Source organism: Micromonospora sp. NPDC049101, assembly GCF_040648675.1.
Taxonomy (GTDB): domain Bacteria; phylum Actinomycetota; class Actinomycetes; order Mycobacteriales; family Micromonosporaceae; genus Micromonospora.
In genome coordinates this window covers 44,277-58,181 of the sequence record NZ_JBEZED010000013.1, presented here as the reverse complement: position 1 = coordinate 58,181, position 13,905 = coordinate 44,277, and the positions used below count along the sequence as shown (strand labels likewise).

The following is a 13,905-nucleotide window of genomic DNA, read 5'->3' as shown; positions in this document are numbered from 1 at the left end:
CGTACGTTGAGGGTGGCTTTCTCAACGTGGGCGGCGCAGTCCCACGCCGCGTCAAATCACGAATCGGCGACACCTTGATCTCGACCGGCGGTGTGCACCCCGGGAGCGCCGCTGAGCTGGCAGCGCTCGGGGTGCGGCGTGGCAGCCTGCGCGGGCCGCCGCGGTGCGCATCCGAGCGGCCAGCTCTGCGGCGGCGGCGGTGCGCTACATCGATCCGGCCGGCGATAGGTCGCACCCTGGCGGGTGGCAGCAGCGGGTCGATGATCACGGTCGCGAGTGCCCGGGTATGGCGGCGGATCTCGGGTACGACGGGGGTCTCCCAGCGCCGGCAGGGGCCTGGCCTCGGCCCAGTAGCGGTGGGGTCTGCCTGACCGTTGCGCCCTACGGGCAGGACGGCGGGGCGGTTGTTTGTCGGATGCGGTGAGCAGAATGGCGGCCATGACAGCCAAGGTTTGGATCTCACGGCAGCCGTCGCTGCGGTTCGTGCTCGGCAGCGAAGGGCCGTCCGGCTGGGACGAGGTTGGAGAGATCAACTCCAGTCGCGAAACGGACCTGTGGCGGCAGGTGCAGACGTACCTGGGATATCGCAGGGAGAGTCATCGTCGCCGCTTGGACTTCTACATCGATGGCGACGAGAACCATCCGTGGGTGCTGGCTGCCCGATCGGCATCCGACCTGCGGTTCTGGCTGGCGATCGACGTGTTCGGAGACGGGAAACGGTTCCTGGTCGCGCGCCGGCAGGCGAAGCTGGCCACGTTGGTGCGGCGGACACCGGAGGCCCATCCGGGGTTGCTGACGCGGCCAGTGTTCTTGGGGGTTCGCCTGACGGCAGGGGATGATGCCCTCTTCGACGACGTAAGCCGTACAGATGCCGACCCGTCCGCCGGCCATCGAACCAGGGCCTGACTACCCGGGCTTTGACGCGGGCACCACTCACATGGAGAACGCCCGTTCCGGCTCTCCAAATCGGCAGGCGAGCTTGGCTGAACGTCCTGTGACGACGGTCGGTCGAGCCCTGTCTCACCTGAGTGGGCGGCACCTAGAGTGGTGCGGTGCTGACCCTCGGCGTTGACCTTGCAGCGGCCGACAAGCGTACGGCGATGGCCGCGGTCGAATGGCTGCCCGGCCGCGCGGTCGTGCGGGACCTGGTCCTCGACGTCAGCGACGCCCGCATCGTCGAGGCCGGCGAGCACGTGGACAAGGTGGGGTTGGATTGTCCCCTCGGCTGGCCGGAGCCTTTCGTCGCGCTCGTGCAGGCCCACCGCCTCGGTCACGTCGCCGTCGCTGATGGCGATGGCGCCCAGTGGCGACGTGGCCTTGCGTATCGGCTGACGGACGCGGTGGTCCGCGAGGAGACTGGCATCATCCCGCTTAGTGTGTCTGCGGACCGCATCGCGCATGCCGCCTTCCGCTGCGCCGGGTTGTTGGCGATGCTCGCCATCGCCGGACACGACGTGGACCGTGGTGGCGGCGGGATAGTCGTGGAGGTGTATCCGGCGGCGGCCCTGTACCGCTGGGGATTGGCACATCGCGGTTACAAGGGCCGGGGTCAGCACGTGCAGCATGCTGATTTGGTTACTGCGCTTCGCGAGGCCGCGCCCTGGTTGGAGTTGGGTGCTTTTGAGGGGCTGTGTCGGCGCAGCCATGACGCGTTCGACTCGGTGATCGCGGCCTTGAACGCGCGCGCCGCGGCGATCGGCAAGGCAGTCCAGCCGAGTGACGAGCAGCGGACGGTCGCGCGTGTCGAGGGCTGGATCGCTCTGCCCACCGGTCCGCTCAGCGACTTGATCGATGGTGCAGAAGGATGAGCGGAGGGTATTGATGGCCTCGGGATTGAGCTGGCTGGACAGTTCCCGCGACGACCAGAACCGGATGCGTGAGCTGCTCAAGCTGTTCAGCGACGCGGAGAGCCGGGATGAGTTGGGTGTCGGCCAGGTCCGCGACGCGTTCAGTGACCTGCTGTTTTCCGGGACCTCGGTGCTGCAGACTCGGGCGCGGTACCTGCTGATCGTGCCGTGGTGTTATCAGGAGGCGCAGCGTCGTCGACTGCGCGGTGAGCGCCTCGCCGCGCAGGTTGACGGCAACGAGCGGAAGGTGATCGCTGCGCTGCTACGCGGGGACGACACCGAGGGTGTGATCGGCCGACGGGCCGGCGTCGGTGTGCGAACCCTGCCATCGACCATCTACGCGGCGGCGCTGCTGCGGTACGGCATCCGCACGGGTGACGACGACATCCCGGGCCGACGGGTGGCGTCCGGATCGTCCGAGGCCGATGAGCTGGCCGACCAGTCGAGCGGTGCCTGGCAGCCGACGCTGCCGGGAGCACCGGCGGACTTCCCGAATGAGGTCGACGGCGGACTGACTCTGTATCCGCAGGAGGCCCGCTGGCTGCGTGAGAGGCTTCTTGCCGCGGCGCCGGACACGCTGTTGGCGTACCTGCTCCAACCTGAGCATCGGCCGGTTACCGACGGCCAAGTGCCGTGGGAGCCGGCGGCGCTCGCCGCGCCCGAGCCGGTCGGTTCGCTGGTCCGGGACGCGCAGCGGTTCTCGCTGGCGATGCATGGCGCAGCGTTGCTGTACAACCTGCTCGTGGCCGAGCGGTACGAACAAGCCGGCCTGACCGAGCACGAGAATCCGACGGCCGTGTATCGCGACGCTCTGCGGGAGTGGAGTGATCGAGTGTCGGCCTTGCCCGGCCTCAAGGGCTGGGAGCGGTCGGGGATGTGGAGCCGGTTGATCCAGCAGAATTCGCGGATCGCCACGAACGCAGCGGCGCACCGGTTTATCGAGCGGTGGCTCGACGCGGTGACCAGCGGAGCCGCCGGTGATGCGGCCACCGACCCAGGCCTGCGGGCTCTCGTGGCCGAGCGGGAACGGTCGGTGAAGAAGGGCCAGTCGCGGCTGGTCAACGACAAGCTGCTCCGCACGTGGAGTGGCGCGTCGGGCAGCCGGCAACTGGTGTTCCGGTGGCCGCAGGTACGCCGGATCCTCGCCGACATCCACGACGGCTGCGCCGCCGACCTGCCGGAGGCTGCCGGTGCTCGCGCCTGACTCCCGTGCCCTGCTGCTGGACGCGCTGCGCCCACCAGCGGGCGCGCGGCTGTCACGAGCCGTGGCGTTGACGTTCACCCTGGACCTGGAGAGTCTGCTGGTCGCCCCGTTGGCGTTCGCCGCTGAGGGCCTGCGGGAGTCGACGGACCCGATCACGGTGATGGAGGGCGTGCGGCACTGCGCCGACCGCATCGACGTGTTCTGCCAAGCGGGGCAGATCACCGTGCCCCCGACGCAGTCCGCGCTGCTGGCGTTCGTCGAGCCCATGGTGCACCAGGTACGCCGGCCCAAGCCCGGGCACCTGTTCCACCCGAAGGTGTGGGCGCTGCGCTTCCACGACGAGACAACCGGCGAGACGTCCCTGCGGCTGCTGGTGCTCAGCCGGAACCTGACCAAGGATCGCAGCTGGGACGTGTGCCTGCGCCTGGACGGTGTTATCGGCGCGCGGCCGAAGGCGGACAACCGGCCACTGTCTGATCTTGTGCGGCATGCGGTGCGGCTGGCGGTCGCGCCAATACCGCCGGACCGGCAGGCGGCGATCGACGCGCTGGCCGAGGACCTGCGCCGGGCCCAGTGGGACCCCCCTGACGGAGCCCGGGAGATGAGCTTCCACGCGCTGGGCGTGCCCGGCGCTCGCCTGCCTCATTTCGAGGGCACGCGTCACCTCATCATCTCGCCGTTCTGCACTCCGGGCGGGCTGGACCGGTGCGCGCCGGGCGGTCAGTTGGCCCTGGTGAGCCGGCAGGAGACCCTCGACTGCCTACCTGAGGAGGCGGTGGCCGGGTCGGAGGCGTTCGTGGTCAGCGCCCTGGCCGGCCTGCCCGCCGAGGGGGCGCCGTCGGGCCAGGAAGTGCTGCACGGGCTGCACGCGAAGGTATACGTGGTGGAGAAGGGCCAACAGGCGCGGGTCCTGCTCGGCTCCGCGAACGCCACCGACGCGGCGTTCGGCGGGAACGTCGAACTGTTGGTGGAGCTGGTCGGCAGCCGCGCCCAGTGGGGCATCAACGCCGTCCTCGGTCCGGAAGCGGGCTTCCGCGGGATCCTTGAACCCTACGACCGCCACGATGCCACCGAGTCGGAGCCGGAAGCGACCGCGCTACTGGACCTGATCCGCGACATCGCGGCCATCCCACTGTCGGCCACCGTCACCACTGAAGCCGACAGCTACGGCTTCCGGCTCACCTCCCAGGAGGACCTGCCCGATCTGCCGGGGGTGCGGATCACCGCGCAGGTGCACACCCGGCGCGGTGAGGCGGTGCCGCTGGTGGCGGGGCAGCCGGTGGCTGCCGTGTTCACCAAGCTTGCGCTGGCCGACATCACCCCTTTCATCGTCATCACCGCCGAGGACACCACCGGCCGAGAGCAGACCGTCGTCCTGGCCACCCTGATCGGCGACCCCGCGCACCGGCTCGATCACGTCCTCGCCCAGCAGATCGACACCCCGGAGAAGTTCCTGCGGTTTCTGCTGCTGATCCTCGGCCTGGGCACCGAGGCTGCCGCCGCCCTAGGCGGCGACACCGGCGGATCGGGTGCCTGGCGCGCCGGCGAGACCGGGATCCTCGAGCTGCTGCTCAACGCTCTCGTCGACCGGCCGGAGCAGCTCGGCGACCTGGCCCGGTTGGTGACCCGCATCGAAGCCAGCGGTGACGGCGACCGGCTGCTGCCTGCGGGCTTTCCCGAGCTGTGGCGGGTCATCACGGCGGCACGCGAGACGATGACAGAGGCGGTGCGCGCGTGAACAGGTACGACGCCGGGCCGGTCATGGCCGGTTTGAAAGACTTTCAACGCGCCACCGTCGCGCATGTCGTCGACCGGTACTTCGGCACCGATCCGACCCGCCGGTTCCTCGTCGCCGACGAGACTGGGCTCGGCAAGAGCGTCGTCGCCCGAGGCGTCATCGCCCAGACCCTGCAGCGGCTGCAGGACGACGACAGCGTGGACCGGGTCGATGTCGTCTACGTCTGCTCCAACCAGGACGTCGCCCGGCAGAACATCGCCCGGCTCCGGGTCACCCCCGACGAAACCGTCACGCTGTCCAGCCGGCTCACCCTGCTCGCCAAGCACGCCGACCAGCTCAACGCCGCGACCACCACCGCGGGCAAGCCGATCAACCTGGTCGCGTTCACCCCGGGCACCTCGTTCGACCAGGGATGGCGCACCGGTACGGCCGAGGAGCGAGCACTGCTGTTCCTGATCCTCGAACAGGCGAGCTCGTGGAACGGTTGGCGGACCCGAGCCGCGCTGCGGGCACTACAGGCGACCATCGGCAAGCCCGAACGGTTCAAGTGGCACTGCGACCGGCTACGGGAGCAGCTCAAAGGGAAAGTAGACCGCACCATCACCCGCAGCTTCCTGCGCCGTGCCCGTCGACAAGGCCTGCTTGACGAGTTCGACGTGCTGCTCGACGACATCGGCCGCCGCCCCGCCCTACCCGACGCACTACGAGAGACGGCCCGCACACTCACCGGTGCCCTACGGACCACGCTGGCCACCGCCGGCGTCGAGGTCCTCGAACCCGACCTGATCATCCTCGACGAGTTCCAGCGATTCCGGGAGTTACTCGACCCCGACGGCGGTGCGGGCGCCGAACTCGCCCGGCACCTGTTCGAATACCGGACCGCCCGGGTGCTGTTGCTATCGGCCACTCCGTACAAGCCGTTCACCTTCGCCGAGGAGGCCACCACCGGCGAGGACCACTACCGCGACTTCCGGCAGGTGCTGAGGTTCCTCAGCGACGACGAGTCCTGGCACGCCGATGTGACGAAGGCATTCGAGGCGTACCGGGACGCGCTGGTGCGCGGCGAGCGCTGCGGTGACCTGCGCGAATGGCTGCGCGGCCTGCTGCTGCGGGTCATGTGTCGTACGGAACGGCCCACGCTGGTGCAGGACGGCATGCTGCGGGAGCACCTCACCGTGGCCGGTGACCTCGACGTGCGTGATGTCCGCAGCTATGTGGCGATGCGCAAGATCGCGGGTGTCGTCGGCGCTCCGATGACGGTGGAGTACTGGAAGTCCACCCCGTACTTCCTCAACTTCCTCGACGGCTACCAGCTCGGTGACAAGGTCCGTGCCGCGCTCGACGGCCAGCCGCACCCCGAGGTGTCCGCGCTGCTGGCCTCCACCCAGCTGCTCGATGCCGAGGCGATCAACCGACGGGAACCGGTCGATCTCGGCAACGCCCGGCTCCGGCAGCTCGCCGCCGACACTGTCGACCAGGGCTGGTGGCGACTGCTGTGGCTGCCCCCATCCATGCCCTACCACGCGCTCGGCGAGCCGTTCACCCCCGCAGCGCGGGACGGCATCACCAAGCGGCTGCTGTTCTCGTCCTGGAACGCCACACCCACCGCCGTGGCAGGGCTACTCAGCTACGAAGCCGAGCGCCGGCTCGATGCCGCCGGGGAAGGGCACCGGCATCTCGACTACCGACTGGAGCACGGGCGACCAGCGGCGATGAGTGTCCTGGCGCTGTTCTGGCCCCATCCCGGCCTGGCCGATCTTTGCGACCCGCTGACCCTAGCCCGGCAACGGCCGGACGAGACCGCACCGCTCGACGTGTTCGAACGCGAGGTGCGGGAGCGACTGCTTGCTCGCGCTTCGGGCGATGCGGAGGCCACCGAAGCGAGCCCGGCCGAGCCGTGGGAACTGGTCTTCCGGTGGCCCGGCGCCGGCCCCGGCCCGGACGACGCCGCTGCCGCCCTGGGCACCTCCGCCGAAGAGGAAGGAACGGCCACCGGCCTGGACCGGCACGTGGAGCGAGCCCGCGAGCTGGCCAGCGATGCCCGCTACCCGGCAACAGACCATCTCGACGGTCTGCTCGGCAGCGTCGCCGAGATCGGCCTGCACGGGCCCGGCAACATCGCCTGGCGGGCACTGTCCCGGCTGATCCACCCCGGCGATGCGGTCACACCCGCAGGGCACTGGCGCGCCGCGGCGGTCCTGGCGAACGGGCTGCGGTCCCTGTTCAACCGGCCTGAATCCGCGCAGCTGCTCGACAGCCTGTCGATGGGCCCGGTCTACTGGCGAGCGGTGCTGCGGTACTGCGCCGCCGGCGATCTGCAAGCCGTCCTCGACGAGCACCTGCACACCCTGCGCAGCGGTGCCGCCGACACCCGCCTCGACGACGAGGAACTCTGCCGGCTCGCCGACGAGGCGCGGCAGGCGATCGCCAGCCGACCGTCGACGTACGAAGCCTTCAACCCGCACCACCCCGACGAGCGGATCAAACTGCCCGGCCGGTTCGCGCTGCGCTACGGCGGCCGCGGCGAAGAACAATCCCAGGTCAACCGCAAGGAGGCCGTCCGTCGGGCCTTCAATAGCCCGTTCTGGCCGTTCGTTGTCGCCACCACCAGCGCCGGTCAGGAAGGCATCGACTTCCACCAGTGGTGCTCGGCCGTCGTGCACTGGAACACCCCCGCCAACCCCGTCGACTTCGAGCAGCGTGAGGGCCGGGTCCACCGGTTCGGCGGACACGCCGTACGCCGCAACGTCGCCGCCGCACACCGCGCCGAGGCCTTGCGCTCCCCCGAGCCGGACGTGTGGAAGGCCCTGTACGACGCGGCGCGAGCGGTATCTGGAGAGCTGGGCGACTTCGCGCCGTACTGGGTGTTCCCCGGGCCGGCGAAGATCGAGCGGCACGTCCTGCCGTACCCGCTCAGCCGCGATCAGGCGAAACTCGACCGGCTCAAGTCGGACCTGGTGATGTACCGGCTGGCGTTCGGCCAGCCCAGGCAGGAGGACCTGCTGAACCTGCTCCGACGACGGGAAACCGGCACAGCAGGCGTACCCGACATCCTGGATCTGCGACCGTCCCCTGAATGGAGGTGGCAGTGACAGATCAGCCGGCCTGGCAGCTCATCCTCACCGCAGCACGCCAGCTCACCAAAGACAAGATCGACTTCAGCCGAGCGGAGCTGATCGACGAGGTCCAACGGCTCCACCCGACGCGGCACCCACAGTCGCTCGGCCCGGTCATCCAGGGAATGACCCGAGATACCACCGGCGGCCCGCCCAGCCCATGCGGGACGCCGCTCATCCGGGTCGGGCGCGGCCGGTACACGCTCGCCGACAGCGGACCGTCCCACACCCCCGCACCTCAGCCAGTGATCCCCGCCCAGCGCCCGAGCGGACAATCAAGGCCGGCCGAGCCTGGCGAGATCCCGGCCGACATCGCGCTGATCGGCTGCGTCAAGACGAAACTCGACCACCCGGTGTCGGCCCGCGACCTGTACGTCTCGCCGCTGTTCATCCGCCGCCGCGCCTACGGCGAACGGCACGCCCGCCGCTACTACATCCTGAGCGCCGAGCACGGCTTGGTGCTGCCCGAAACGGTGCTCGCACCGTACGACACCGCCCTCGCCGACCAGAGCAAGGACTACCGGCGCGCCTGGGGCCAATGGGTTGCGGCCAAGCTGATGCGCGCAGAGAGCCAGGTGCGCGACCGCGTGGTCGAAATCCACGCCGGCGACGAGTACGCGCAAGCAATCGCGCCGCTGCTCACCCAGGCCGGAGCGACGGTTCGGCGACCGCTGGCCGGGCTACCGCTCGGCGAACAGCTCGCCTGGTACGACCGGCAGCCCCAACCACCGGCGTCAGAACAACCCGTAGCCCTCGCCAAGCAGTCCCGGGAGACCATCCGGCGGCTCGCACCCACCGGCATACCCGTTCCCGTTCAGCCAGGGGCGCGTGCCATCGTCGCTGCCCTGCTGAAGTACGGGCGGGAACATCAGGCCGAACGGGCCGGCACCTCACCCCGATTCACACCGCACCCCGAAGCCAACACGCTGATCCTGACCGACCCGTTCGCGTTCCTGCTGGCTGTCATCTTCGACCAGGGCATACCCGCCGAGCGGGCCTGGAAGGCACCGTACGACCTGCATCAGCGCCTCGGACACCTCGACGCAGCACGAATGGCGTCCGAACCAGAGCAGGTACGCGCTGCCGTCGCCCAGCCGCGAACACTGCATCGGTTCGTCAACAACATGCCCGGATGGCTGGTCGCCGCCGCCATCATCGTCGTGAACGAATACGGCGGCGACGCCGGCCGGATCTGGGCAGACAAACCCCGCGCGACCGACCTGGCCACCCGGCTGCGGAGGTTCCCCGGCATCGCACAGAAGAAGTCGGCGATGGCAGTAGAGATCCTGGCCCGCGACCTAGCGGTGCCGATCCGGGAACTGTCTGGGACGGACATCGCCTACGACGTACATGTACGGCGAGTATTCCTCCGTACGCGACTCGCCGAGCGCGACGACCTCGACCACATGGTGGAGGTAGCGCGATGGCTACACCCCGAGCGGCCCGGAGAGCTGGACTTCCCCGCCTGGCTGATCGGACGACGCTGGTGCGGACCAGGCACGCCCAACTGCGGCGCCTGCCCTCTGCGCTCCATCTGCCCAAAGGACATCGCCCAAGCGGCGGCGGTATGAGGAGACACCCCTGTCCGGTCTGCCCAATCGGCCAAGGCAGCCACCGAGCGGCAGGCGAGTCTTCGTGACCCACGTGCTCTCTCGACCAGCGGACTCTGCGCATGCACCCCTCAGGAAGCCCACCTGGACCAGCAGCTCCGACGCACTGCGGTCCGCACAGGATCCCCAGGTCGGCCCCACTCCCACACGTCCCAACCAGTCCAGGCAGTCCCGCAGATTAAGAGCCCCGTCGATGCCGTGCTCATCCGTCCCGCGCGGCGCTGGTAGTCCCGTATCCCCTACCAGCCCACTCCTGTGGGCCGCCGTGTACTACCGGATGCCCGTCGGTCCACGGCGCGCGAGCACCCGGCGAGCACCCGCATACCGCGTCTCGGACGACCGTAAGCCAGCTGAGCGGAACCGGTGCCTGGCCAGCCACGCTACTCGAAGCGGTGTCCTTGTGCGTCGCAAGTGTCAGTCGTACGGTGCAGGAGTCGGGACGCCGGTCTCTCCGTCTCCCTTGCTTGCCGCTTCCTCTCGCGGAGCCCACATCGCGGCGTGAACGCCGAGGGCTGAAGACCGCTTGCGGCTCTGCCCATCTGGTTTCTCAGGACCTTTATCTGCTTGGGATAGGCCGCCGATCTCGCGCGTTTCCTGCCAATCGGGTCCCACGCTGCCGCACCCGTGGTCAGCGCGATCCCATCGTGAGAGGACTACCACCATGATCACTCGGTCCCATGGCGTATCGCGGGATCCCGTCGGCGCGTTGCTGGCCGAGGTGTTTCCATACCAGCATGTTCTGCGCGCCGACATCGCGGCTGATCTTCGTTGCTGTCGTGTTCTGCTGATCGACCCGCCGGACAAGTCGTTCTTCGGCAATGTCGTGGAACTCGCCATCGGCTTGGCCTTGTGTGACCAGAGCCCGTACCTTGACCTGCTTCGCTGCCTCGACCATGCTCTCGCGAAGCGTGTGCTCACCATTGCGGCCTACCGACCCATTATTGACCCCGTCACGCCCTACGATGCCTGGCACCGTATCGACTCAGCACCACATCCGGCGCGCATCTTCACCGCTGCCAGTCGACTCGCTTACGTCCGCAACTTGGTCAATGATCTCGACCGTCGCCGTTTCGATGCCGGTGATGTGGCGCGTGATCTCTTGGAGAGGCATCCGCGGCTCCTCATCGGTCGCCCCACCGAGATCTACCACACGAGACGTGCTTTCCGCACCGTCTGGGACAGCTACTCCAGCGGCTTCCACAGCGCTCTCCGCTCCTACGGAACCGCCACTGGGCAGCTGTCCCTGCTCGACGGACACCGTCATGCCGACTTCCTCCTCGGCACCACCCTGCTGGAAGTGAAGAGTGGCCGGCTCGACGAAGATACCTACCTTGACGAGCTGATCCGTCAGATCCTGACGTACGCCCTGCTCGCCCGCCACGATGGTCACCACGTCACGCATGTCGCGGTCTACGCCGTTCGATATCAGCGGCTGCTGCGGTATCGCATCGATGAGCTGACCAATCAGCTCGCCGGCGCACCCATCGATCTGGCGTTCACCGGCGCTGACCTGGCCGCCCTCATTAGGGACCGGTCACGTCAAGAGCCAACTGCCTGACTGAGAGAAGCATTCCGGGTTCAGCGCAGTCCGCCGCTCGCGCCACTGGACTGACGAGAATCGCTGTGCCGCGGAGAGTCCGACTATGGACGAGACCCCGGCACCGCAGCCAGCCCTGGCTCAGCACACCGGATCCCAGATACAGCTAGAAGGTTGGTTATCGACCATCGGTTGATCCATGTCCTTGTGCGCGATCGGCACCTAGAGTGGTGCAGTGCTGACCCTCGGCGTCGACCTAGCAGCAGCCGACAAGCGTACGGCGATGGCCTTGGTCGAATGGGTGCCGGACGGCGCGGTCGTGCGGGACCTGGTCCTCGACGCCAGCGACGCCCGCATCGTCGCGGTCAGCGAGCGGTCGCCAACGGGGAGATCGTCGCCTTGAAGGGCGAGTGGGAGGCCTTCGTTCTCATGGCCGCAGAGCCCCATGCACACGTAGGCGCCGCCACGGCGTCTACTGCGCAGCACGTCGTTTGTCTACTACGTCTTCGATCTGTTGCGCTTGGACGGCAATCCGATGCTCGAGTTGCCCTACGCGCAACGTCGGGATGGGTCGGCGGTACGCCAATTGCGCAAGGCGTAGGTGAGTTTGAGTCATTCAGCCCGGAACGCGCTGGGTTCGCGTCGCGCGGCGTAGCGATCGAGCAGGATCGGCACTCCCGTGTGCACCCACCATGGAACGTGGACGGCGCCGGCAGACATGCCGTGGCCCGGGTCGAACTCGGGGACGTATATCGCTCCGGCGTGGTCGTGCCACGGTGCCGATTCGCGGCTGGTGAGATGTTCGCCGACAACTTGCTCGATGGTGTCCATGATGAGCGTCCGTAAGTCGCACCAATCGTCTGGCAGCGGTGTGTCTGCGAACCGCGCGCAAAGTTCTCGCCACAGGTAGAAGTCGCCGCGCAACGAGTACTGGATCGGCTCGCGCTCGAACAAGGAGCCGACGCTGTCTGTGTCTACGGGCGGCGGACACCGAACCCAGACGGCCGCGCGGGTTCGCTTGTGCATAGCTTCGTCGAGTGCGACGAGCCGCACCTCGTCGACGCCCGTCTCGGCGGCCGCGATGGTCTCGATCGCCGCCTCGATGGCATCGGCGTGTGGCCAGCCGCGGACGCCGGTGCTGATCAGCGGGAACGCGACACTGCGCGCGCCCAGTTCGTCGGCGACCTCCAGCGCGCGCCGGTAACACGACTCCAGCAGGGAGCGGTCGCGCTGCCCGGCGTGGTAATTGGGGCCGACGGTGTGGATCACCCACCGGGCGGGCAGGTCGCCTGCCGTGGTCCATCCGGCGTCGCCGGTGGCGAGGCCCTCAGGAAACCGGGCGATGCAGTCACGCAGAATCGCCGGGCCTCCGCCGCGATGGATCGCGCCATCCACACCACCACCTCCGCGCATCGCCTTGTTCGCCGCGTTGACAACGGCGTCCACATCCTGCGTCGTGATGTCCCCGAGAACGGCGGTGACGACTGGCATGGCATCAGTCTGCCCGGGGGCACCGACAGAGCCGGGACCGCCCCGGCACACGGCTCCACAGCTCCTGCCGCTTGCGTTGCAGTCGGACCGCTGACCACGTTCGTGGCGGCACGGCAGGGCGTTTGATCATCTAATGATCTTGAGCATTGGGTGGGGTCCCTGCTGACGTCGAACGATGCGGACGTGTGCCGGGGCAGCACGATCTACCGCCCACACTGATTGCCGAGCAAAGGGTCAACGTCGTTACACCGCGGCCCTCATCTCGCCGGTACGACGCGTACACCGGAGGCGATTACCGCTCGACTCGTTGAGCTGCGAGGCCGCTGGTGGCTGAGGACGTACGGCGAGTCTGCTCCCGCGAGGTCTGAGGGCTCTACTGCCCACAGGAGGTTCAGTCTCTCTTGGGGGACGTAGCCGTCCAGAGGCAACTATCTCGCGGACTCTTCACCATCTCGCGGAGATTGGATACCGTCGGCGCACGACAACAGAGGGGAAGAGGCAGTGGCGAGTCCCCGAGTTCTAACGATCACGTTCCAGCTGCGGGTACCGGAGGGGCTGCGCGCCAACATTCGCGGCAAGCGCCTGGACACCGCGGTCTCGCGGATCGTCGGCGCAGTGCAGGGCGTCGTGCCGGCGGTCTTCCCCTGGGCTGACCGGATCACCGTTCGGTCCAGCTGGGACTACCAGTGGTGGGAGGACCAGGAGGAAATCACGCTGCCGGCCACCGAGGACAACACCGTGACCATCCCGACCACCCCCGCGGAGGAAGCCGCGCTCACCGACGGCGTCGACGCTCAGGAATAGCGCCCGCTGCCGCGAGCCCGCGCCAATGCGGCTCGCGGCAGCGCCTTGCGCGTCGAACAACCTCGCCACGGCGGGTCGAAGGGACTGCAGCAGGCGGCCCGCACGCAGTCGCCGACCCCCCGTGGCCACGCTCTCATAATCATCTGCGTCGCCAGCGGGGCGGTCGCGCTGGAAGCGCCACCGCTGGAAAGCTTGTTCGACACCAGCGGGGCGGGCCGTCAAGTGGGCGAGCGGCGACAGGTCGTTTCCGCCACTGCACGACCGAGTGGGTAGGTCCGCGAAGGCCGAACTCTCGCCACATCAGCGCGCTGTGTTCCAGCATCAGGCAGCGGAATTGGCGAGTACCGACAAGCGGGAGTCGTGGCGTGACCGTTACGGCTCTTCGACGACCTGCCGCTTTCCGCGTTCAGTGTCCAGCCATGGGTGCCGGGCCGCCCCGCGCAGCTCGGTCAGCACGGTGCGCGCCTGCACGCCGATCACCAGGTCCGTGTAGCGGGCGGCGAACGTCGGCGTGTGGCTCTGAGCGGCGGCGCAGCGCAGCAGCACCATGTGCTTTAC

The 13,905-nt window shown here is 68.5% G+C and carries 11 protein-coding genes; 9 read left to right on the top strand and 2 right to left on the bottom strand.

Annotated elements, in window-relative coordinates; translation table 11 throughout:
- Positions 1 to 438: 438 nt before the first annotated feature.
- The 8 genes from AB0B57_RS19350 to AB0B57_RS19315 all read left to right on the top strand — a co-directional run bounded on the left by AB0B57_RS19350 (position 439) and on the right by AB0B57_RS19315 (position 11,455).
- Entirely contained in the window at positions 439 to 906 is a 468-nt protein-coding gene (locus tag AB0B57_RS19350) for a hypothetical protein (protein ID WP_357071181.1), read from the top strand.
- A gap of 146 nt (positions 907 to 1,052) precedes the next feature.
- Positions 1,053 to 1,808, top strand: coding sequence for a DUF429 domain-containing protein (locus AB0B57_RS19345; RefSeq protein ID WP_357071178.1), 756 nt, complete (start codon positions 1,053 to 1,055; stop codon positions 1,806 to 1,808).
- Between the two features lie 13 nt (positions 1,809 to 1,821).
- The gene (locus AB0B57_RS19340; protein WP_357071175.1) at positions 1,822 to 3,051 is read left to right on the top strand and encodes a DUF6361 family protein; all 1,230 of its coding nucleotides are present in this window, start codon (positions 1,822 to 1,824) and stop codon (positions 3,049 to 3,051) included.
- A complete protein-coding gene (locus AB0B57_RS19335) occupies positions 3,038 to 4,789 on the top strand; it encodes a phospholipase D family protein (RefSeq protein ID WP_357071172.1) in 1,752 nt (583 codons plus the stop codon). The genes AB0B57_RS19340 and AB0B57_RS19335 overlap by 14 nt, the downstream gene beginning before the upstream one ends.
- The gene (locus AB0B57_RS19330; protein WP_357071169.1) at positions 4,786 to 7,881 is read left to right on the top strand and encodes a helicase-related protein; all 3,096 of its coding nucleotides are present in this window, start codon (positions 4,786 to 4,788) and stop codon (positions 7,879 to 7,881) included. The genes AB0B57_RS19335 and AB0B57_RS19330 overlap by 4 nt, the downstream gene beginning before the upstream one ends.
- Positions 7,878 to 9,476, top strand: a complete 1,599-nt coding sequence (locus AB0B57_RS19325) for a DUF6884 domain-containing protein (protein WP_357071166.1) — start codon at positions 7,878 to 7,880, stop codon at positions 9,474 to 9,476. Before AB0B57_RS19330 ends, AB0B57_RS19325 begins: the two co-directional genes overlap by 4 nt.
- Positions 9,477 to 10,176: 700 nt before the next feature.
- Entirely contained in the window at positions 10,177 to 11,073 is an 897-nt protein-coding gene (locus tag AB0B57_RS19320) for a hypothetical protein (RefSeq protein ID WP_357071162.1), read from the top strand.
- A 214-nt stretch (positions 11,074 to 11,287) separates the two neighbouring features.
- Entirely contained in the window at positions 11,288 to 11,455 is a 168-nt protein-coding gene (locus tag AB0B57_RS19315) for a hypothetical protein (RefSeq protein ID WP_357071159.1), read from the top strand.
- Positions 11,456 to 11,664: 209 nt separating this feature from the next.
- Here the strand turns inward: AB0B57_RS19315 and AB0B57_RS19310 are convergent, their stop codons facing one another.
- Positions 11,665 to 12,543 carry an O-acetyl-ADP-ribose deacetylase gene (locus AB0B57_RS19310; RefSeq protein WP_357071156.1) on the bottom strand — a complete coding sequence of 293 codons (879 nt, stop codon included), beginning with the start codon at positions 12,541 to 12,543 and terminating at the stop codon, positions 11,665 to 11,667.
- 501 nt (positions 12,544 to 13,044) lie between these two features.
- Between AB0B57_RS19310 and AB0B57_RS19305 the strand changes: the two genes are divergently transcribed.
- Entirely contained in the window at positions 13,045 to 13,347 is a 303-nt protein-coding gene (locus tag AB0B57_RS19305) for a hypothetical protein (protein WP_357071153.1), read from the top strand.
- 372 nt (positions 13,348 to 13,719) lie between these two features.
- On the opposite strand, the gene AB0B57_RS19300 is transcribed toward AB0B57_RS19305, so the two are convergent.
- Positions 13,720 to 13,896 (bottom strand): hypothetical protein, encoded by a 177-nt coding sequence (locus AB0B57_RS19300; RefSeq protein ID WP_357071150.1) that lies wholly within the window; start codon positions 13,894 to 13,896, stop codon positions 13,720 to 13,722.
- Positions 13,897 to 13,905: the final 9 nt, after the last annotated feature.

Excerpts from the sequence above, each read along its gene's own strand:
- AB0B57_RS19350 (WP_357071181.1), top strand. The coding sequence starts at position 439 with ATGACAGCCAAGGTTTGGATCTCACGGCAGCCGTCGCTGCGGTTCGTG.
- AB0B57_RS19340 (WP_357071175.1), top strand. The coding sequence starts at position 1,822 with ATGGCCTCGGGATTGAGCTGGCTGGACAGTTCCCGCGACGACCAGAAC.
- AB0B57_RS19320 (WP_357071162.1), top strand. The coding sequence starts at position 10,177 with ATGATCACTCGGTCCCATGGCGTATCGCGGGATCCCGTCGGCGCGTTG.
- AB0B57_RS19310 (WP_357071156.1), bottom strand. The coding sequence starts at position 12,543 with ATGCCAGTCGTCACCGCCGTTCTCGGGGACATCACGACGCAGGATGTG.
- AB0B57_RS19300 (WP_357071150.1), bottom strand. The coding sequence starts at position 13,896 with ATGGTGCTGCTGCGCTGCGCCGCCGCTCAGAGCCACACGCCGACGTTC.